Below are 20,722 nucleotides of genomic sequence, written 5' to 3'. Positions count from 1 at the left end.
TTCGGCAGGCGATGAACAGGCTGACAAGGGCCCGTTTCGCGGTGTCTGGCTATTGCTTCAACTCATCCTGAATCACGGCCACGGCTTCGCCAATGGTGATATCCTTCTTCAGGCTCTTGGTCACGCGCGAGGCCCGGTTAATCTTCACCGTGTCGCCACCCAGGGCCCGCAGGTCCACGGGAAGCAGGGCGAAATCGAGGCCGGTGGCCGTTTTCTGAGCCGCTTCGTAGCGGTCCGAAATGGCCTTGGCCTGCTGCTGCTCGGCGCGGTAGGCACTCAGCTTGAGCGACACCACGGTTTCGTCCTTGCGCTTGCGCATGCTCTTTACCATTTCATCCATCACCTTGAAGCTGGGGTTGCTGGCAATGCGGGCCTTGCTGTTGGTGCGTAGCTTCTCCAGGGCAGGAGGGGAATCCCAGGGGCGGTAGCGCGCGGGCTGAATTTCGTCCCACTTCAGCGGGTAGTCCATCTCTTTTTCGCCCTGGTCGAGGTAGGAGTACAAGTCGGGCACCACAATATCAGACACCACGCCCTTAAACTGTGTGGAGCCACCATTCACCCGGTAAAATTTCTGGGTGGTGAGTTTCAGCGAGCCGATGGGCTTCACGCTGTTCAGTTCAGCGGGCAGGGCTTCGTCTAGGTCGAAGATGCGCTGCACCGTGCCCTTGCCGTAGGTGCTGGTAGAGCCCAGCACCACACCACGCTTGTAGTCCTGCACGGCGGCGGCCAGAATCTCCGACGCCGAGGCGCTGTATTTGTTCACCAGCACCACCAGCGGGCCACTGTACTGCACGCGGGGGTCATTGTCGGTCAGCACCTGCGTGCGGCCCCGGCTGTCGCGCACCTGCACCATGGGGCCACTTTCCATAAACAAGCCGGCCATGGACACAGCATCGCCCAGCGAGCCGCCGCCGTTGAAGCGCAGGTCCAGAATCATGCCCTTCACGCCCTCGGCGTTCAGCTTGGCAATCTCCTTCTTCACGTCGTCCGACGAGCTGCGGCCGCCGTTGTCGCTGAAGTCGGCGTAGAAGCCGGGCAGGCGCAGGTAGCCGATTTTCTGGCCGTTATCGTTGATAACCGACGACTGCGCGTACTTCTCGCTCACCTCCACCACGTCGCGGATAATGGGAATTACCTTGGTGCTGCCATCCGGCTTTTTCACGGTCAGGCGTACTTCCGAGCCTTTTTTGCCCCGGATGAGCGTTACCGCCTTCGCCGTGCGCCAGCCCTCAATGCTCACCGGCTCGGCCGCGCCCTGCGCCACCCGCAGCAGGGCATCGCCCTTTTTTAGGTCGCCCTGGCGGGCCGAAGCCGAGCCGGGCATGATTTCGTCCACGTAAATCAGGCCGTCCTTTTCCCGCAGCGTAGCGCCGATGCCCTCGAAGCGGCCCGTCATCTCGTAGTCGAAATCCTCTTTGGCTTTGGGCGCAAAGTACTCCGTGTGCGGGTCGTAGGTATTGGCAATGGTATTGGCGTAGGCCGCCAGCCGGTCGTTAGCGTCGTTCTCGTTGAAGTCTGCAAACTGGTTGTCGTAGTATTTCAGCACGCGCTTGCGGGCTTCGGCTTCCATTTGGGGTAGGGTGCGCACGGGCTCGGTGGCGGTGGGCGCTTCGGCATTGGCGGCGCTGGGGGCGGCAGTGGCGGCGCTGGGCTTGGCCTCTTTGGCCTTCTCCTGCGCCTCCATCATCTCCGATACCCGGCTGAGGGTTTCGTACTTCAGCAGCTTGCGCCACAGTTCCTTCTGGGCGCCCTTATCGGCCGGGAAGGCTGCTTTCTCAAAATCAGTCTCAAAGGTTTCGCTGGTCGTGAAGTCAAACGGCTTGGCCAGAATCTCGTGGTAGAGGTTCTGCATTTCCTTGGTTCGCTCGGACAGGAGCTTGGTGCTCAGGTCGAGGAATTCGCGCGAGCCCCGCTTCACCTGGTCGTCAATCTGGGTTTGGTAGCGGCGTAGTTCTTCCACGTCGGAAGCCAGCAGAAACTGCTTGCGGTAGTCCAGGTTTTTCAAATACAAGTCAAATACCCGCTTCGAAAAGGCATCGTCAATTTTCTCGGGCTGGTAATGCTGCGAGCTGAGCACCTGCAGCATGAGGCCATTGAGCACCTGGTCTTTGCTCGGCACGGTCGAGTCGGCCCGGCGAAACAGCCGGTAGGAGGCCAGAACAAACACGGCTGCTACCAAAAAGGCATAAAGGCCGACTTTCAAGCGGGGAAAAGACATTAGCAGGAAATAAAACTTAAGATGAAAATCAAATATACGGTGCGCGGTAAGCTAGGCAGCACCCATTATTCTACGGTGAAAACGCCCCGGTGGGTGAAATAAGTGCCCGATGGCGTATGTCGCTGCCACACCTATTATACAGACTAGTTGGGCCCGGCATAAGTTGTAATAAAAAAAGCCTTTCCCGAATGGGAAAGGCTTTTTGGAAGCTAGTGGCCGAAGCCAGATACCAGCTTAGTACTTGTAAATCTTGTCGCCGTTGTGGCGACGGAACTCTTCTTCGAAGTATTTAGCATCTTCTGCGTTACGGGGTTTGACGCCCATCACGATGCCGCCACCTTTGATGCCTTCTTCGTACTCAGCAGCGTGCTCCTCGGGAATGCCCGAACCCACCAGGGCACCTACAAGGCCACCCGTGAGGCCACCTGCACCGGCACCAGCCAGCGCTGCGGCCAGCGGACCGGCGATAATCAGGCCCAAGCCGGGCAGGGCTACCGAAGTACCAATGGCTGCGATAGCGCCAATGATAGCACCGGCGGTGCCGCCAATGGCCGAGCCTACGCCAGCGCCTTCCATAGCTTTGTCGCCGAGGTCGGTATCAGGAGTGTTGTCACCAAAGTGAGTTTTGCGCGTTTCGTCTGACATGAGCAGGTTCACATCGTCTTTGCCATAGCCACGCGACGAGAGCGACTGATAAGCCTTCTCTGCGCTGCTACGGTCGCGGAACATGCCGCTCATGTTTGTGCTGGGGGTCGAGTCGTACGACTCGCCGGTCACGGCGTGGGCTGCATGGTCGGCGGTGTTCTGCACGCCATCCACGGCGCGGCCTACTACAGCACCAGCGGTGCCTGCCATAGCGGCGCCTTTAGCGGTTGCGCTGAAATCATCGCCGTCGGTTGAAGTACCCGCGCTGTTGGTAACGCCGGTGCCAGCGTTGTAGCTGGTGCCTTCGTTGCTCATGCCGGTGCTGTTGCCCATGCCGGTACCCGTGCTCTGGGTGCCATAGTTAGAGCCTGCGCCGGTACCAGTGTTTTGCGGGTTGTTTGGATCGTTGGTATTCATGGTGGAAGGGGGGAAAGATGTGGAAAAGTAAGCCAACCTACCGGCTGGTTAATGTCCTTAACGGAGCCACCGCAGCAGAGGTTACACCGTGCTCATTTTCCGCCTGTCCCCAACGTCGACCTTCCAACGGAAGGAGAGCGGGCAATATCCGCGCCCTTTAGGCGAATTTCTGGAACGAAGGTTCGTCGCGCCAGAACTCGCGGCACTCCTGAATGAGCTTCTTTAGAAAGTCTTCGTCCTGCTTTAGGCTGCGCCATTCGCCCATGCCCATCTTTTCGCAGAGCTTATAGAAATTATCCCCTTGGCCCTTGGAGCCCTGCACTTTCACGAGGCAGCTTAGCGGCGGCCGGCCGGCTTCGTGCTCGGCCACGGAAATTTCAGCCAGCATATCGTTGAGGCGCGACTTTTCATGCGAAATTTCCAGATTCAGCCCAAGCTCCGCTTCCTGCACCAGCGTCAGGTAGCTCACGGTGCCCGATTGTTGCCGAGAGTAGCGAATCAAATACGTGCGAACGCGACCAATCATAGCAGAGTATTAAGTAAACAAAATCGATTTGAGGGCCTGAAAATTAGTGAAATTAAATGGGAAGCGCCTACTGCCGGCGAATCCCAGAATCCACTATTTTCGCCCCGTTGGGCTTTATCATTACCATAATCGTTCCTAAAATTGCAATAGTTGACCCTGGGATGAACCAAAAAGCCTCAAAAGCCGGCCCACGATGTCGCGAACCGGCCTTTGAAGCTTTACTATGCTGAAAAACTAACGGCCCTGGCGCCGGCGAATTTCTTTTTGAATGAGCAGGAATTCGCGGCTGCTCTGGCCGGCGATGGCCGTGTTTTCATCGGCCCGGCGTAGCAAGTAGGGCATCACGGCGGCAACGGGGCCGTAGGGCAGGTACTTGGCGGTGTTGTAGCCCGCGTTGGCCAGGTTGTAGGTGAGGTTGTCGCTCATGCCGTAGAGCTGCGCAAACCACACACGGGGGTCGCCGGGGGCCAGGCCGGCTTGCTGCATGAGCTGCGTGAGGTACAGGGAACTGGCTTCGTTGTGAGTGCCGGCGCAGGTGCTGATGCGGTCTACGTGCTCCAGGCAGTAGCGCAGCGACTCGTCGTAGAGGTCGTCGGTGGCCTGTTTGGTAGGGTTGATGGGGTTTTCGTAACCGCGCTGCTTGGCCACGCGGGCTTCTTTTTCCATGTAAGCACCGCGCACCAGCTTCACTCCAATGTAGTAGCCAGTTTCGGCGGCGGTGTCGTGGGCGGCTTTTAGGGCGTCCAGCCGGTCGTGGCGGTAGAGCTGGTAGGTGTTCCAGACAATGGCTTTTTCGCGGTTATACTTAGCCATCATGTCGTAGGCCAGCTGGTCGATGGTGTGTTGGAACCAGCTTTCCTCGGCATCCACAAACAGGCGCACGCCGTGCTGGTGGGCGCGGGCGCACAGGGCCTCCACACGGGCCACGGCGCGGGCGTGGGAGGCTTCCTCGGTGGGGGTGAGGAGCTTGCCGGCCTGAATTTTTTCGAGAATAGCCACGTTGGCCACGCCTGTTACTTTGAACACCGAAAACGGGATGTGCCTGGAACGGTGTGCTTCCTCAATAGTGGCCAGGATTTCGTCGCGGGTGTGGTCGTAGCTGCGGTCGCTGCCTTCGCCTTCCACCGAGTAGTCGAGGATGGTGCCGATGTTGTACTTGCCCAGCTCAGCGGTTACGAGGCGGCACTCGGCAATGGTTTCTCCGCCGCAAAACTGCTCGAAAATAGAGTGCTTGATGAGGAATTTGGTGCCGGGCAGGTTCCATTTCAGGGCGGCCTTCATCAGGCCGCTGCCGGTTTTCACGAGACTGCCGTTGTTCATGGCCGCAAACAGCGCATACACTTTGCGCAGTTGGGCGTCGGACTTAGAGGCGAAGGCCACGCGGGTATCCTCAAAGGAAATCGGCGGGGCTTGGGTAGCTGAAACGGGCGACATACGGGGCGGCTGAGAGGTGGGAATCGGGCCTGGAGCGGATAGGCGAGCGAAGATAATCGGTAAACAACGTTTCGGGGAAACGAGTTACGTTTGCCTAACTTTTCGGTGTGGCCGAGAAGGTATTTTCACCTGTCCGTTATCGTAATGGCCCCTGCTACTGATACGTTTTTCACTCAGCTATTGGCTAAGAAAGGCCAACCTCTGCTCATTGCCGGCCCGTGCTCGGCCGAAACCGAGGAGCAGGTAATGGCTACGGCGCACGGCCTGAAGGCGTTAGGCAAAATTGACTTGTTCCGGGCGGGCATCTGGAAGCCCCGCACCCGGCCGGGCTCTTTTGAGGGCATGGGCGCCATTGCGCTACCCTGGCTGCAGCGCGTGAAAGCCGAAACCGGACTGCCCACCGCCATTGAAGTGGCCACGCCGCGCCACGTAGAAGAAGCCCTGCGCCACGGCATCGACGTGCTGTGGGTGGGGGCCCGCACCACCGTAAACCCCTTTGCGGTGCAGGAGCTGGCCGATGCCCTGGCCGGCACCGGCGTGCCCGTGATGGTAAAAAACCCCGTGAACCCCGACGTGGCTCTGTGGGCCGGCGCGCTGGAGCGCATGGAGCGGGCCGGCATCACCGATTTGGCGGCCATTCACCGCGGGTTCAGCACGTTTGCGCCCAGCCGCTACCGCAACGCGCCCACGTGGATTTTGCCCATTGAGCTAAAAACCCGTTTCCCGTACATCCCGCTCATCTGCGACCCCAGCCACATTGGCGGCCGGCGCGACCTGCTGCTGCCCATTGCCCAGAAAGCCCTTGACCTGGACTATGACGGTCTGATTATTGAAGCCCACCCCGACCCGGACCGCGCCCTGAGCGATGCCGAGCAGCAAGTGACGCCCGCGCGCCTGGGCGAAATCCTCAACGAACTGCAGTACCGCTACCGCTCCTCCAGCAATGCCGAGTACCTCAACAAAGCTGAGGAGCTGCGCCAGAAAATGGACGAGGCCGACCGCGAGATTGTGGAAGCCCTGGCCCGCCGCATGTCCCTGGTAGAGGAGCTAGCCGAATACAAGAAGGAGAACAACGTGAAAATCCTGCAAATCGACCGCTGGCAGGAGATTTTCAATACCCGCACCGAGTGGGCGGCCAAGCTCAACGTGAACCAGAAATTCGTGGCCGAGCTCTACAAGCTCATTCACCTGGAAAGCATCCGCAAGCAGACCGAAGTGCTGAACGGCCGCCCGCAAGTGGACGGCGTGACGCACATGGGGCCGGGCCTATAGCCGCTCGTAGGTGTCGAGGGGAGAGTCCGAGATGCAACGGTTGCGGTAATCCAGCACCAGCGTTTGTCCGTCCAGTATGAAGGGGACCTTGTAGGTGGGTTGATTGCCGTCTTCGGTCAGGGCTAACACTGCCAGTAGCGCCGTGGTGCCGCACTTGGCGCCGGTGCCTTGCTTGTAGCTGCCTTCGCTAACAACTTGGCCGTCTCTGGTGAACGAAAAACGTGTGTTGGTGAGGGTGAGGGTTTCGTTCAGTACCTGGCCAGCCGGACAGTAGCAGTCCGTGCGACTGGTAAGTTTCCAAGCGCCGGCCAAGCCGGAGGGGTCAGAGTCTTTTTTGCAACCGGCCAACAAGCCGGCGGAAATGATAAATGGAAGCAGAAAAAGGCGGAATAAGTGTCTCATAAAAGTGGGTGTTGTAGAATGAACTTTCTGGCTGCGGGCGCTGGGCTGAAATAGAAAGTGCTGGTCAGAAGTACTACTTGCTGCGCCAGCGGTACCGCTCTGCCGCGCCAATATCGACGCATAGCCCCAAACCGGCAATGTACAGCGTGGTGTCGATGGCCGAAAGCGCAATGCCATACGTGCGCAAGTCGCTGTTCGGGAATTGGGTTTCGGCTGTGTACCGAACCATGGGCACTGCCACGGGCTGCGGCTGCGGCGGCTGGCAATTGCCGTGTACCCCCGTGCTTAGCTGGTACGCGGCCTGAAGCTCGGGCTGGCGGTTGTGGTAAATGTGCACCTTGCCGTCGCTCTTAAACACCAGTTGCCGGCTAAATCCCACGCTGGCGGGTGTGCGTTGCCACCGAAATCCTCCGCTGCTTTCCCATTCCCAGTAGCCGTTGGCTTGCATCAGCACATCGGCATCGGATATGGTGTCCGGCTTGGGGTCGTGGCTAGCGTTGCAGCCAGCCAGCGAACTTGCAATCATTGCTGCAACAAGTAGGTGGAGGCGCACGGAGTGAAGCATAGGGAGTAGCGCATAGGGGCTGCGTGGGCCGAATATAACGGCGGTTGCGCCTCTGGCTTCCCGGTCTGGGCAAGGGAAGAAGCCATTACTGCAGCCGTTTGTAGGTATCGCGGGGGGCATCGAAGGCAATGCCAAAATCCAGCACCAAGCTGTTGCTTGTCAGGGTGATAATGGCCGCTTTCCGGATGGTTGACGGTATGTTTGCGTAAGTAAGCTGCAGCACCGGCGGCGTATCTTGCCCCCCGGCCCCTACGCCGGCAGGGGCAACGCTGTAAGTACCGTAGGCGCTGGGTTGCCCGTCGGTAAGAAAGATGAAGCCGGTGTCGGTGAATTTCACCAGTTCATTGGGCACGGTTCTGGGGCACAGGCATTCGCGCTGCGTGAGCTGCCAGGTGCCTACCAGCCCGGCAGTGTCGCCGTTTTCGTCGAGAACGGCGCCCGTATCTTTTTTGCAGCTGGTGAAAACGCAGGTAAATGCTAGAAACAGAAAGACGCTGCTAAGTAAGTTGCTCATGCCGTGGTGGGGAGGAAAAAACGCTGTAGGAAAGCAGGCGCAGGGAAGCCAGCGGCTGGCGTAGCATTACCGAAAGAACGGTTTTTGCAGTCAGGTATTTTGTTGACCGCCTCCACCTCCGGAAGGTTGCACCGGCGCGGGGTGGGTAGCCGAAAAATTTATCCTGACTTTTGCGCCATGGATAGTTCTGTTCTGATTGGGCCCGAAGCCCTGCCGGCCCTGGCCGAATTGCTGTACCGCCCGGCCGTGACGCGGGTGTTTGTGCTGGTGGACAGCAACACGTCGCGCCTGTGTTTGCCGCTGCTCGAAAAGCACCTGCCCGCCGATTATTGCCTCATCGAAATTCCGGCCGGGGAAGAATACAAAACCCTGGAAAGTTGCACCACCGTGTGGACCACCCTCACCGAGCAGCGGGCCGACCGCCACGCCGTGCTGGTGAACCTGGGCGGCGGCGTGGTCACGGATTTGGGCGGGTTTGCGGCCGCGCTCTACAAGCGGGGCATTCGCTTTGTGCAGGTGCCCACCACGCTGCTCGCGCAGGTAGACGCCAGCGTAGGCGGCAAAACCGGCGTCGATTTCCAAGGCTACAAAAACCAACTGGGTGTTTTTCAGGCGCCGGCCGCCGTGTTCATCGAGCCGCAGTTCCTGCAAACTCTCGACTCGCGCCAGGTAAAATCGGGCTACGCCGAAGTGCTCAAGCACTGGCTCATTGCTGATGCCGCCGCCTTCGACGAGCACCGCCGCCTGGGCTGGCTCACCGACGACTGGACGGGCATCATCCGCGAATCGGTGGCGCTCAAACAGCGCATCGTGGCCCAGGACCCGCTGGAAAGTGGCCCGCGCAAGCTGCTCAACTTCGGCCACACCGTGGGCCATGCCCTGGAGAGCTTCCTGCTCATCCAGCCCGGCCGCGAGGTCCTGCACGGCGAAGCCATTGCGGCCGGGCTGGTGTGCGAGAGCTGGCTCTCCATGAAGCGCGGCCTGCTGAGCGAGGACGAGCTGGATAAAATTGAAACGTTCGTGTTCTCTGTATTCGATAAGATTGCCTTTGTGGGGCTCGAAACAGCGGCCATTGCTGAATTTGCCCTGCAGGACAAGAAGAACTCGGGCGCTACCATCAACTGCACGCTGCTGCAGGGCATCGGCAACGGGGTATTTGACCAGCCGGTGACGGTGGCCGAAATCGCCGACTCGCTAAGTTATTACCACCGGTTGTAGTTGTCGGTTGCTAATTGTCAGTTGTCAGGTAGTTCAACCATCCTAACCATTGACCACGAGTAGCTACCACCAAATAACCGACAACTAGCAACTGACAACTACCAACTGACAACTACTCATTGATGCACCTATCCTGGCCCGGCGGTCCGCTTCGCGGCACTGCCCAACTTCCGGCTTCCAAAAGCGAAGCCAATCGCGCCCTTATTCTGCAAGCCCTGGCCGGTGGTGGCACCTTGAGCAACCTCTCCGACGCCCACGATACCCAACTCATGCGCCGCCTGCTGGCCGCCGCGCCCAGCACCAGCGTGCTCGACGCCGAAGACGCCGGCACCGTCATGCGTTTCCTCACGGCCTACCTCACCGTCACCGACTGGCGCGGGCAGCTCACGGGCACCCCCCGCATGCAGGAGCGGCCCATTGCCGTGCTCGTGGATGCCCTGCGGCAGGCCGGCGCCCGCAGTAGCTACCTGAACAATGAAGGCTACCCGCCGCTGGAGCTGGCGGGCTTCACGGCCGCCCCCGCCACTACGGGTCCCACGGCACTGGCCGTGCGTGGCGACATCAGCAGCCAGTACATTTCGGCGCTGCTCATGGTGGGGCCGCGCCTGCCCGGCGGCCTGCGCCTGCAGCTCACAGGCCACGTTGGCTCGCGGCCCTACATCAACATGACCGTGGCCCTGATGCAGCTATTCGGCGCTGCCTGCGCGGCCCAGGGCGACACGCTGCTGGTGCAGCCCGGCGCATACCGCCCCACCGACTATACGGTGGAGTCGGACTGGTCGGCGGCCAGCTACTGGTACGCCATGGTGGCGCTGGCGCCCGCCGGCTCGGAAATTACCATGCTGGGGTTGCGCCAAACGTCGCTGCAGGGCGACCAGGCCATTGTGGCCATGATGGCGCATTTCGGAATAGAAACCACTTTTTTGCCGGATGGGGTGCACCTCCAGCAGCACGCCGCTGCTTCCGAATCGCAGGCCCTCGCGTTTGATTTTACCGACTGCCCGGACCTGGCGCAGACCGTAGCCGTAGTGGCCGCCGCGCGCGGCATTCTGGTAGAAATGACGGGCCTCGAAAGCCTGCGCATCAAGGAAACCGACCGTATTGACGCGCTGCAAACGGAGTTGGCCAAGTTTGGCGGAGGCTTGCGGGAGATTGCAGCGGGCCGTTTTCGGGCCGAATCGAATGGGTTTGCCGTCAACGGGCAGTCGGTGGCCACTTACCACGACCACCGCATGGCCATGGCTTTTGCGCCGCTTGCCATGCGCGGGCCGCTCACCATTGAGTCGCCCACGGTGGTGAAAAAATCCTACCCGCAATTCTGGAGTGAGCTCGCCAAAAGCGGCTTCACCATTACCGCAGCCGACTGAAGTAAGCCGCGGATTGGCGCAGCCGGCTGCCATACCAGCTGAACAGCTCGCCGTCGACAATTTCTATGCTCGCGCCAGGGCATATTTCCTGGAACTCGGCTACGTGCTTGTCGCCGAACGGATAGGGCTCAGAGGAAAGAAATATGCGCTGGGGAGCGGCGGCGGCCAGCTGCTCGGCAGTTACTTCCGGGTAGCGCTGCAAAGCGGCAAACGCGTTGCTGAACCCGGCCCAGTGCAGCATATCGTCGATGAAAGTGCCGCCGGCAGCTACCATGTACGGCTTTTTCCAGATGAAATACGCCACCGGCACGGCCTCGGCGGCCGGGGCGGCCAGTGCGGCAAACGAAGCGTCAATCTCCGCCGCCAGTGCTTCTCCTCGCTCTTTGTCACCGGTGATAAAGCCCACGCGACGCATCATGTCCAGCGCCTCGGGCAGGTTGCCGATGTCGCTCAGCCACACCGGATAGAAGGCTGCCAGCTGCTCGATGCCGCTCTGGTAGTTTTCCTCCTTGTTCCCGAGTATCAGGTCAGGTTTTAGCTCGGCTATTTTCTCAAAATCGAAGTTTTTGGTTCCGCCAATCACCACGGTTTTGGTGCGGGCCTCGGCCGGATGAATGCAGAATTTGGTAACTCCAACCACCCTGGCACCCAGGCCCAAATCAAACAGTAATTCCGTTTGGGAAGGCACCAGCGACACGATGCGCTGCGGTGGGAACGGCACCGCTACCCGCCGGCCCATTTGGTCGGTCACCGTGAGCGGGAGAGCGGGAAGCGGCGGTAGTTCCATGTGGAAAACCTGTCATCCTGAGCGTAGCACAGGATGACAGGTAGTTATTCAAAAAATCAGACAAAATACCGGAAATCGTGGCCATCCTCGATGCGCAGGAGCGTTTCGTAAATCAGGCGGGTCACGTTGTCCACATCGTCGCGGTGCACGGTTTCCACGGTGGTGTGCATGTACTTGAGCGGCAGCGAAATCAAGGCCGAGGCCACGCCGGAGCCGGAGTAGGCAAAGGCGTCCGTATCGGTGCCGGTGGCGCGGGTAGCGGAGGCGCGCTGGAAGGCGATGTCCGACTTCCTGGCCGTGTCGATGATGAGGTCGCGCAGGTTGTTCTGCACGGCCGGGCCGTAGGTAATTACCGGGCCTTTGCCGCAGCTGATGTCGCCGGCCGTTTTTTTCTCGTACATCGGCGACTGGCTGTCGTGCGTCACGTCCGTGACGATGGCCACGTCGGGGTTGATGCGGTGGGCTACCATCTCGGCACCGCGCAGGCCAATCTCCTCCTGCACTGCGTTCACGATGTAGAGGCCGAAAGGCAGCTTCTTCTTATTCTCTTTCAGCATGCGGGCCACCTCGGCAATCATGAAGCCGCCCACGCGGTTGTCGAGAGCGCGGCCCACGTAGAACTTCTCGTTCAGCACCGTGAACTCGTCCTCAAACGTGACCACGGAGCCCACGTGCACGCCCATTTCAGCCACCTCGTCGGCGCTGCTGGCGCCGCAGTCCAGAAACACGGTTTCGATGGTGGGCGCCTTGTCCTGCTCCACCTTGCGCACGTGAATGGCTGGCCAGCCAAATACGGCCTTCACAATGCCTTTTTCACCGAAAATATTCACCCGCTTGCTGGGCGCCACCAGCGGGTCGGAGCCGCCGTTGCGGCGCAGGTAGAGGTAGCCTTCCTTGGTGATGTAATTCACGAAATAGGAAATCTCATCGGCGTGCGCCTCAATGACCACCTTGTATTTCGCTTTGGGATTAATTACGCCCACCACCGTGCCGTAGGTATCCACGAAATACTCGTCGATGTACGGCTTGATGTACTCCAGCCACAGCTTCTGGCCTTCTTTTTCGAAGCCGGTAGGGGAGGGATTGTTGAGGTAAGTCTGGAGAAAGGCGAAGGATTCGGGACGCATTATTGTCGTTTGTCATGCTGAGCTTGCGAAGCATCTTATCACGTTCGCAACGCTCGGGTAGAAAGTAGTGCTAACGAAAGCAGCCGCGATAAGGTGCTTCCTTCGTCAGTATGACAGGAGGCTTTACAGCGGAATATTGCCGTGCTTCTTGCGCGGCATGGTTTCCACTTTGTTCTCCAGCATCTTAAAGGCCCGAATCAGCTTTTGCCGGGTTTGCGAGGGCAGAATCACCTCGTCCACAAAGCCGCGATGGGCGGCGCGGTACGGCGTGGCAAACTTCTCCTGGTACTCATCTACCTTTTCCTGAAGCTTGGCAGCGGGGTCTTCAGCGGCCGCGATTTCGCGCTTGAAAATGATTTCGGCCGCGCCTTTGGCGCCCATCACGGCGATTTCGGCCGTGGGCCAGGCGTAGTTCATGTCGGCCCCGATGTGCTTGGAATTCATTACATCATAAGCGCCACCGTAAGCCTTTCGGGTAATCACGGTGATGCGCGGCACGGTGGCTTCGCAGAAAGCGTAGAGCAGCTTGGCGCCGTTGGTGATGATGCCGCGCCACTCCTGGTCGGTGCCGGGCAGGAAGCCGGGCACGTCTTCCAGCACCAGCAGCGGGATATTGAACGCGTCGCAGAAGCGCACGAAGCGCGCCGCTTTGATGCTGGCGTTGATGTCGAGCACGCCGGCTAGCACGGCCGGCTGGTTGCCCACAATGCCAATGCTGCGCCCGGCCAGCCGGGCGAACCCGACCACGATGTTCTCCGCAAAATTCTGGTGAACTTCGAGGAAGGAATCCGTGTCGATGATGCCCTCAATCACCTCACGCATGTCGTAGGGTTGGTTGGCATTTTCGGGAATGAGCCGGTCCAGCGCCGGGCGGCTTTCGTCGCCGCTGGTTTCGTAGGGCTGAGTGGGGGCGGTTTCCTCGCAGTTCTGCGGCATGTAGCTCAGCAGCTGCTTCACGCGGGTGATGGCCACGACCTCATTGGCACACGAAAAATGAGTGACACCGCTTTTAGCCGAGTGGGTGCTGGCGCCGCCCAATTCTTCGCTGGTCACTTCCTCGTGGGTCACGGTTTTCACCACGTTGGGGCCGGTCACGAACATGTAGCTCGTGTCTTCCACCATCAGAATAAAGTCGGTGATGGCCGGTGAGTACACCGCGCCGCCCGCGCACGGCCCCATAATGGCTGAGAGCTGCGGTACCACGCCCGAGGCCAGGGTGTTCTTATAGAAGATGTCGGCGTAGCCGCCCAGGCTCACCACGCCTTCCTGAATGCGGGCGCCGCCCGAGTCGTTGAGGCCGATGACGGGCGCGCCGTTCTTCATGGCGAGGTCCATGATTTTCACGATTTTTTCGGCGTGCGTTTCGCTGAGCGAGCCGCCGAAAACCGTGAAATCCTGGGAGAAAACGTACACCAGCCGGCCGTTCACGGTGCCGTAGCCCGTCACCACGCCATCGCCGAGGTAGTGTTCTTTGTCGAGGCCAAAGTCCTTGGCCCGGTGCATCACAAACTTGCCGATTTCCTCGAACGAGCCTTCGTCCATCAGCAAATCAACCCGTTCGCGGGCGGTAAGCTTGCCTTTTTTGTGTTGGGAATCGATGCGGGCCTGGCCGCCGCCGAGGAGGGCTTCTTCGTTTTTGCGAGCGAGCAGTTCGGTTTTGGAAAGGTGGGCGTGGGCGTGCGGGTCGGGCATGGGTGGGCTTGGGAGGTGACGAAAGAAGCTGGGTAAATTCAGCAACCCAAAGGTAACGCGCCCGCTTAAAGAAGCCGCAACCAGATTTAGGGCGGCTGGCGGCTTTGAAGCCAGCACTTCGGGACAAAATAAACTACCCGGGTGAGGTACCGGGCCAGGTGAGTACTTTGTGAAAAAAAAGCCTACCATCTACCATAATAGACAATAAGAAAGCAATGAAGCACCTACTGTTGCTGCTGGCATCTGCCACTTCACTCGTGTTTACGAGCTGCGAAAAAAATGCCTCCGCACCCCAGGTCAAAGAGGCCCTGCTAACCAAAACCTGGAAACGGGGAATACAGGACAAAAATCCTCCTGCTAACCCTGCCAACGCCAGTTTTTACCCAGTGCAGAGCTGTGAGCAGGACGACACATTCACATTTGCTGCCGATGGCATGGTGCTCATCAATCAGGGAGCAACCAAATGCAGCCAAAATGAGCCCCAGACCATTACCCAGGCCTACAGCATCAACCGCGCAACCAAAGAGTTGAGAATTAACGGCCAAAAATTCAAGTTGCTGGAGGAGACCGAGCAGCAGATAAAATACTCCGCTGAACTGCCACCCACCACGGGGTTCAGCAGTTTGATTTTCCTGCTGCAGTAAAAGGCGAGTCAAGCCCGAAACGCTGCCACTTGCCTCCTTGCGAGGGTTGAATAGCACGTAGAAAAAAGGCCGCTCCCACTGTGGGAGCCGGCCTTTTTCAATTTCAGCTTGAGGAGTGACCAAGGTCAGAATTACAGATTCTTGCCCAGCAGCTGTAGCATAAACGCGTACTGCCGCGCCGTGTCGTCGATGGACTTGAAGCGGCCCGACGCGCCGCCGTGGCCGGCGCTCATGTCGGTGTGCATGATGAGTTGGTTTTTGTCGGTTTTCATGGCACGCAGCTTGGCTACCCATTTGGCGGGCTCAAAGTACTGCACCTGCGAGTCGTGCAGACCGGTGGTGACGAGCGTATTCGGGTACGCTTGCTTTTTTACGTTGTCGTAGGGCGAATACGAGAGCATGTACTTGAAGTACTCCTCGTCGGCGGGGTTGCCCCACTGGTCGTACTCGCTGGTGGTGAGCGGGATGCTGGGGTCCGACATGGTGGTGACCACGTCCACGAACGGCACGGCCGCAATCACGCCCTTGTAGAGGTCGGGCCGCATGTTCATCACGGCGCCCATAAGCAGGCCGCCGGCGCTGCCGCCCATGGCAAATAGCTTGTCGGTGGCGGTGTACTGCTGCTTGACTTTGGTGGTGCCCACGGTGGCCTCCTGTGGCTTGGTAAGGTACAGGGAGCAGTCGATGAAGTCGTTGAAGCTGTTGATTTTTTTCAGCATCCGGCCGTCTTCAAACCACTGCCGGCCCATTTCCTGGCCGCCGCGGATGTTGCACAGTGCGTACACAAAGCCCCGGTTCAACAAGCTCAGCCGCGCCGCGCTGAAGGTGGGGTCCTGCGAGAAACCGTAGGAGCCGTATGCGTACTGCAGGAGCGGCGCGGTGCCGTCCAGTTTCGTGCCTTTCTTGTACACGATGGACATCGGAATGAACTGGTTGTCCCGCGATTTTACAAACACCCGCTCCGTCACGTAGTCTTTTTTGCTGAAGCCGCCCAGCACGGCCTGCTCCTTGAGCAGGGTGCTGGTGCGCGTGCCCATGTCGTACTCGAAGGTCGACATCGGCGTGGTCAGCGAGGTATAGTTGTAGCGCAGCAGGGGCGTGTCCTGCTCGGCGTTGATGCCGATGGTGGCGGTGTAGGCCGGCTCGTCAAACTTCAGGTAATGCTCCTGCTTGTCTTTCCAGCTCACCACCCGCAGCTGGCGCAGGCCGCCCTTGCGCTCGTTCAGCACTAGGTAGTCGCGAAACAGGTCGAAATTGTCGAGAAATATTTCGGGGTGCCGGGTGAGGGCATCGGTCCAAGCGGTTTTGGCCGTGTTGGTTACCGGCGTCATCATCAGGCGGTAGTTGGGCGCCTGCCAGTTGGTGCGCACGTAGAATTTATCGCCCAGGTGCTCCACGTTGTAAAGGTGGTCTTTCTCGCGGCGAATAAAGGTTTTAAACGGGGCCGTGGGCGTAGCCGCATCCAGGTAGCGGTACTCCGAAGACAACGAGCTGACCAACTCTATACCAATAAATTTTTTGGACTTGGAGCGCGTGACGTGCAGGTTGAAGGTGTTGTCGCGCTCCTCGTATATCAGGGCATCGCCCTTGGGGTCGGTGCCCAGCGTGTGCCGGTATACCTGGTAGGGCAGCAGGGTGGTCACGTCTTTTTTGGTGTAGAAAACCGTCTTGTTGTCGGCGGCCCACACCACTTCGCCGCCCGTGTTGGCAATGCGCTCTGGGTAGAGCTTGCCCGTGGCCAGGTTCTTAAACCGTAGCGTGTAGAGGCGGCGGCTCACGGTGTCGGCGGTGTAGGCCAGCAGCTGGTTATTGTCGCTCACGGCCCAGTCACCGATTTGGAAATAGGAGCGGCCCGCCCCCATCTCATTGGCGTCGAGCAGCACTTCTTCGCTTTCAACGGTGCTGCCTTTTTTGCGGCAGTACACCGGGTATTCGCCGCCCAGGTCAAACCGCGAGTAGTACAGGTACCCGTTGTCGCGGTACGGCACCGACGCGTCTTCCTGCTTAATGCGCCCTTTAATTTCCGCCACCAGCTTCTTCTGCGAGTTCTGCGCCGCCGCCATTTGCTTGTCGTAGTAAGCGTTTTCGGCATTGAGGTACTTGAGGACCTCGGGGCTGGTGGGCTGGTTCAGCCAGTAGTAATTATCGGTGCGCACCACGCCGAAGTCGGTAAATACTTTGGGCTTGATGGGAGCCACCGGGGCCGACTGGGCCAGCGCGCTGCTGGTGATGGCCGCACCAGCTCCGGCCAGAGCTGCTCTTTGCAGGAAATTCATGCTGAATGATTTAATGTACTACTAATCTTTTGGTATCAGTCAAAACCAGGGCTCAAGATAACAGATTGACAACAAAAAAGCCGGCCCCATTACTGGAACCGGCTTTCTCAATGATGTGCACAAGCTACCGCATGTGTTACACGCTATTTTTTGGCATCCGTATCGGGCGCTTCCGGCGTTTCGGCCGGCCGCTCGTCGCTGGCCAGGTTCTGCACCTCGCCGCTTTTGCTCACCGCAAAAGTCAGCTCCTCGGCACCCTCGGTGTAATCGGCCGTTATCGTGTCGCCGTGTACTACCTGTGCTTTGAGGATTTCCTCCGCAATCGGGTCTTCAATGTACTTCTGAATGGCACGGTTCAGGGGCCGGGCACCGTACTTGGGGTCATAGCCTTTCTCCGACACAAAATCCTTAGCGGCTTCCGTCAGTTCAATACGGTAGCCCAAGGCCTGCACCCGCGAAAGAAGCTTGGCCAGACTGATATCGATGATTTTGTGAATATCCTTTTTGTCCAGCGAGTTGAAGACGATAACGTCATCCAAACGGTTGAGGAATTCGGGCGAGAACGTCTTCTTCAGGGCGTTGGTGATGGTCCCCTTGGTCAGCTCGTCCATGTTGGCTTCGCGGGCCTTGGTACCAAAGCCGATGCCAGCGCCGAAGTCCTGCAGGTCACGCGCCCCAATGTTGGAGGTCATGATGATGATGGTGTTCCGGAAGTCCACCTTGCGGCCGAGGCCGTCGGTCAGAATACCGTCGTCCAGCACCTGTAGGAGCAGGTTGTACACGTCCGGGTGCGCCTTTTCAATTTCGTCGAGCAGGATAACCGAGTAAGGCTTGCGGCGGATTTTCTCCGTCAACTGTCCGCCTTCTTCGTAGCCCACGTAGCCGGGAGGCGCGCCCACCAGGCGCGATACGCTGAATTTCTCCATGTACTCTGACATGTCCACGCGCACCAGCGCATCTTCCTTGTCGAACAGGTAGGAGGCCAGCACCTTGGCCAACTCCGTCTTACCCACGCCCGTCGGGCCCAGGAATACGAACGAGCCGATGGGCTTCTTTGGGTCTTTCAGGCCCACGCGGGTGCGCTGAATGGCCTTCACCAGCTGCTTGATGGCTTTGTCCTGGCCGATTACTTTGCCCTGCAGTTCCTCGTTCATGTTGAGGAGTTTCTGGCTTTCGTTCTGGGCTACGCGCGAAACGGGGATGCCGGTCATCATGGCGATTACCTCGGCCACGTTCTCCTCTTTCACCGTGTAGCGTTTCTTCTTGGTTTCCTCTTCCCAGCTCTTTTTGGCCGTTTCGAGTTGGTCCAATAGCTTCTTCTCGGTGTCGCGGAGCTTAGCGGCTTCCTCGTATTTCTGCGATTTCACCACGCGGTTTTTCTCGCCTTTGATGTTCTCAATCTGCTCTTCGAGCGTGAGAATGTCCTCGGGTACCACGATGTTGTTGATGTGCACGCGGGCACCGGCTTCATCGAGAATGTCGATGGCCTTGTCCGGCAGGAACCGGTCGCTCATGTACCGGTCACTCAGCATTACGCACTGCTCAATGGCCTTATCGGTGTACACCACGTGGTGGTGGTCCTGGTACTTGTCCTTGATGTTGTGCAGGATTTCGATGGTCTCCTCGGGCGTGGTGGGGTCCACCATTACCATCTGGAAACGACGGGCCAAGGCCCCATCCTTCTCAATGTACTGGCGGTACTCATCCAGCGTGGTGGCGCCGATGCATTGAATCTCGCCCCGGGCCAAAGCCGGCTTGAACATGTTCGACGCATCGAGCGAGCCCGAAGCACCGCCGGCGCCCACGATGGTGTGCAGCTCGTCGATAAACAGAATCACATCGGGCGACTTCTCCAGCTCGTTCATCACGGCCTTCATGCGCTCTTCAAACTGGCCGCGGTACTTGGTACCAGCCACCAGCGAAGCCAAATCTAGGGTCACGACGCGCTTGTTGAAGAGCACGCGGCTTACTTTCTTCTGGATGATGCGCAGGGCCAGGCCTTCGGCGATGGCCGTTTTGCCCACACCGGGTTCACCAATGAGAATGGGGTTGTTCTTTTTGCGGCGGCTCAGGATTTGGGCCACGCGCTCAATCTCCTTTTCGCGGCCCACAATGGGGTCGAGCTTGTCGTCCTCAGCCATTTTGGTGAGGTCGCGGCCGAAGTTGTCGAGCACCGGGGTGCGCGATTTTTCACCGGGCTTTTTTGCGGCACCGGCACTGCCGGCACCGCCACGTCCGGCGGGGCCGGAGGAGCCAAAGAGCTTGTCGTTGTCGTCGTCGTCGGTATCGGGGCCGGCTTTGGGGCTCGGCGAAGCGTTACCATGGTAGTCCAGTGAGTCGCGCACAGTTTCGTAGTTCACGTTAAACTTGGAGAGAATTTGAGAGGAGATGTTATCCTCATCCCGAAGAATGGACAACAGCAGGTGTTCGGTGCCGATAATTTCGGACTTGAAAATTTTAGCCTCCAAATAGGTTATTTTCAACACCTTCTCGGTCTGCTTGGTGAGCGGAATCGAGCCGGTGATGCTGGTACCCTGGGTCGCGGTGTTGCGCGTGGCCTGCTCCAACGAGAACTTTAGCTCGTCGATGCTCACGCCCAGCTTGCGCAGCAGGCCGAGGGCCGTGCCCTCCGCCTCGCGAATCATGCCGAGCAGCAGGTGCTCGGTACCGATGTAGTCGTGGCCGAGACGAATGGCCTCTTCCCGACTGAGGGAAATAACCTCTTTGACGCGGTTTGAGAATTTAGCTTCCATGCCAATAAACGTAGTGAAAAATCAAATAGCCCCGCGTCGGGAGAATACACGAAGTACGGGTTGGGCTGATGTGGTTTGAAAACAAGCAGTCTCGGGCGAAGGTTCGGGCAATGTAGCGCACGCTTCAGCTTGCGCCTTAATTTAAAACAGCAGAGAACAAGCTGAAGCATGTTCTACAGAAAAAACTGCCCGGCGGCCGGGCCCTGCGAGAACAGCAGGTCCAGCACGCTCAGCCCCGGCTCAAAACCTGGGCCAAACACCTGCGGGTACGGCCGCACCAGTGGATGAACTGCCGGACTGTCAGTTTCCACTGCTTTGGCGTTGGCCTTGGGTGTCAACCAGTCGCGCCGGTCGGTGATGATGGATTGACTGCTGGTAAGACCAAATTCTTCTGAATAAGGTTGCGTGGAGTAGGTGGGGAGATATTCGTGAGTGAAGTGGAGGGGCAGGGTGAGGCGGAAACAGCGCAGCATGAGCTGTAAAAACTGCAGATTCAGCTCGAAAAGTAGGTTCGGTTTACTTACGTAAATATCGTGCAGGTAGTCGGCGTAATATTCGAAATACGGACTATTTCCGTACGCCGTCTGCAAGGTGCGCCAGTGCCGGTGAATCCAGTTCTGACGGTAGTCAATTTCAATGGCTGCAATGCTGACTTTTTCGGCCCGGTTGCCGTCGATTACCGGGACGGTGAGGGGCTGCACGCCCTGCGCCGTGCGAATGAGGCAGCGGTTGCGGTAGGTTTGCTTGCGGTAGTGCTCGTGGGCTTCCAGCAGGATGCCATCGGCCCGCAGCAGCTCGGCGAAGAGGGCAGCGGGCGGGTGGTACTGAATTTCGGTGAGTAGAATCACGGAAGGCGTCGGGGGTT

17 protein-coding genes are annotated in these 20,722 nt (G+C 58.9%); 4 read left to right on the top strand and 13 right to left on the bottom strand.

Annotated elements, in window-relative coordinates:
* Positions 1-49: 49 nt before the first annotated feature.
* The 4 genes from BEN47_RS19815 to BEN47_RS19800 form a co-directional block, all read right to left on the bottom strand.
* Positions 50-2,218, bottom strand: coding sequence for a carboxy terminal-processing peptidase (locus BEN47_RS19815; protein WP_070731125.1), 2,169 nt, complete (start codon positions 2,216-2,218; stop codon positions 50-52).
* Between the two features lie 234 nt (positions 2,219-2,452).
* A complete protein-coding gene (locus BEN47_RS22745; RefSeq protein ID WP_317039540.1) occupies positions 2,453-3,280 on the bottom strand; it encodes a hypothetical protein in 828 nt (275 codons plus the stop codon).
* Positions 3,281-3,437: 157 nt separating this feature from the next.
* Positions 3,438-3,806, bottom strand: a complete 369-nt coding sequence (locus BEN47_RS19805; protein WP_070731122.1) for a hypothetical protein — start codon at positions 3,804-3,806, stop codon at positions 3,438-3,440.
* Positions 3,807-4,040: 234 nt separating this feature from the next.
* Positions 4,041-5,240 carry a proline dehydrogenase family protein gene (locus BEN47_RS19800; protein WP_070731120.1) on the bottom strand — a complete coding sequence of 400 codons (1,200 nt, stop codon included), beginning with the start codon at positions 5,238-5,240 and terminating at the stop codon, positions 4,041-4,043.
* A gap of 144 nt (positions 5,241-5,384) precedes the next feature.
* Here BEN47_RS19800 and BEN47_RS19795 point away from each other — a divergent pair, with 144 nt between their 5' ends.
* The gene (locus BEN47_RS19795; RefSeq protein WP_070731117.1) at positions 5,385-6,512 is read left to right on the top strand and encodes a chorismate mutase; all 1,128 of its coding nucleotides are present in this window, start codon (positions 5,385-5,387) and stop codon (positions 6,510-6,512) included.
* Here BEN47_RS19795 and BEN47_RS19790 read toward each other — a convergent pair.
* The 3 genes from BEN47_RS19790 to BEN47_RS19780 form a co-directional block, all read right to left on the bottom strand.
* Positions 6,507-6,914: a hypothetical protein gene (locus BEN47_RS19790; protein WP_125921836.1), complete on the bottom strand. Its 408-nt coding sequence runs from the start codon at positions 6,912-6,914 to the stop codon at positions 6,507-6,509. The two genes, BEN47_RS19795 and BEN47_RS19790, sit on opposite strands and share 6 nt — an antisense overlap.
* Positions 6,915-6,987: 73 nt before the next feature.
* Positions 6,988-7,440 carry a hypothetical protein gene (locus BEN47_RS19785; RefSeq protein ID WP_070731111.1) on the bottom strand — a complete coding sequence of 151 codons (453 nt, stop codon included), beginning with the start codon at positions 7,438-7,440 and terminating at the stop codon, positions 6,988-6,990.
* Between the two features lie 124 nt (positions 7,441-7,564).
* Positions 7,565-7,993 (bottom strand): hypothetical protein, encoded by a 429-nt coding sequence (locus tag BEN47_RS19780; RefSeq protein ID WP_070731109.1) that lies wholly within the window; start codon positions 7,991-7,993, stop codon positions 7,565-7,567.
* Positions 7,994-8,170: 177 nt separating this feature from the next.
* On the opposite strand from BEN47_RS19780, the gene aroB reads away from it, so the two are divergent.
* A complete protein-coding gene (gene aroB / locus BEN47_RS19775; protein ID WP_070731106.1) occupies positions 8,171-9,211 on the top strand; it encodes a 3-dehydroquinate synthase in 1,041 nt (346 codons plus the stop codon).
* 122 nt (positions 9,212-9,333) lie between these two features.
* Positions 9,334-10,578: a 3-phosphoshikimate 1-carboxyvinyltransferase gene (locus tag BEN47_RS19770; RefSeq protein WP_070731103.1), complete on the top strand. Its 1,245-nt coding sequence runs from the start codon at positions 9,334-9,336 to the stop codon at positions 10,576-10,578.
* Here the strand turns inward: BEN47_RS19770 and BEN47_RS19765 are convergent.
* From BEN47_RS19765 to BEN47_RS19755, 3 genes are all read right to left on the bottom strand, one after another.
* Positions 10,562-11,365, bottom strand: a complete 804-nt coding sequence (locus tag BEN47_RS19765; RefSeq protein ID WP_070731099.1) for an ABC transporter substrate-binding protein — start codon at positions 11,363-11,365, stop codon at positions 10,562-10,564. The genes BEN47_RS19770 and BEN47_RS19765 overlap by 17 nt on opposite strands.
* A 56-nt stretch (positions 11,366-11,421) precedes the next feature.
* Entirely contained in the window at positions 11,422-12,492 is a 1,071-nt protein-coding gene (locus BEN47_RS19760) for a M42 family metallopeptidase (RefSeq protein ID WP_070731096.1), read from the bottom strand.
* Positions 12,493-12,615: 123 nt separating this feature from the next.
* Positions 12,616-14,184, bottom strand: coding sequence for an acyl-CoA carboxylase subunit beta (locus tag BEN47_RS19755; RefSeq protein ID WP_070731094.1), 1,569 nt, complete (start codon positions 14,182-14,184; stop codon positions 12,616-12,618).
* A gap of 215 nt (positions 14,185-14,399) precedes the next feature.
* Between BEN47_RS19755 and BEN47_RS19750 the strand changes: the two genes are divergently transcribed.
* Positions 14,400-14,828, top strand: a complete 429-nt coding sequence (locus tag BEN47_RS19750) for a hypothetical protein (protein ID WP_070731092.1) — start codon at positions 14,400-14,402, stop codon at positions 14,826-14,828.
* 131 nt (positions 14,829-14,959) lie between these two features.
* Here BEN47_RS19750 and BEN47_RS19745 read toward each other — a convergent pair whose 3' ends face one another.
* The 3 genes from BEN47_RS19745 to BEN47_RS19735 all read right to left on the bottom strand — a co-directional run bounded on the left by BEN47_RS19745 (position 14,960) and on the right by BEN47_RS19735 (position 20,705).
* The gene (locus BEN47_RS19745; protein WP_083322623.1) at positions 14,960-17,104 is read right to left on the bottom strand and encodes a S9 family peptidase; all 2,145 of its coding nucleotides are present in this window, start codon (positions 17,102-17,104) and stop codon (positions 14,960-14,962) included.
* A 143-nt stretch (positions 17,105-17,247) separates the two neighbouring features.
* The gene (locus BEN47_RS19740) at positions 17,248-19,857 is read right to left on the bottom strand and encodes an ATP-dependent Clp protease ATP-binding subunit (RefSeq protein ID WP_070731090.1); all 2,610 of its coding nucleotides are present in this window, start codon (positions 19,855-19,857) and stop codon (positions 17,248-17,250) included.
* A gap of 173 nt (positions 19,858-20,030) precedes the next feature.
* A complete protein-coding gene (locus BEN47_RS19735) occupies positions 20,031-20,705 on the bottom strand; it encodes a WbqC family protein (protein ID WP_239691678.1) in 675 nt (224 codons plus the stop codon).
* Between the last annotated feature and the right edge of the window lie 17 nt (positions 20,706-20,722).

The sequence above is a fragment of the Hymenobacter lapidarius genome, assembly GCF_001816145.1.
GTDB classification, from domain to species: domain Bacteria; phylum Bacteroidota; class Bacteroidia; order Cytophagales; family Hymenobacteraceae; genus Hymenobacter; species Hymenobacter lapidarius.
This window is presented reverse-complemented; position numbering and strand designations above follow the sequence as displayed.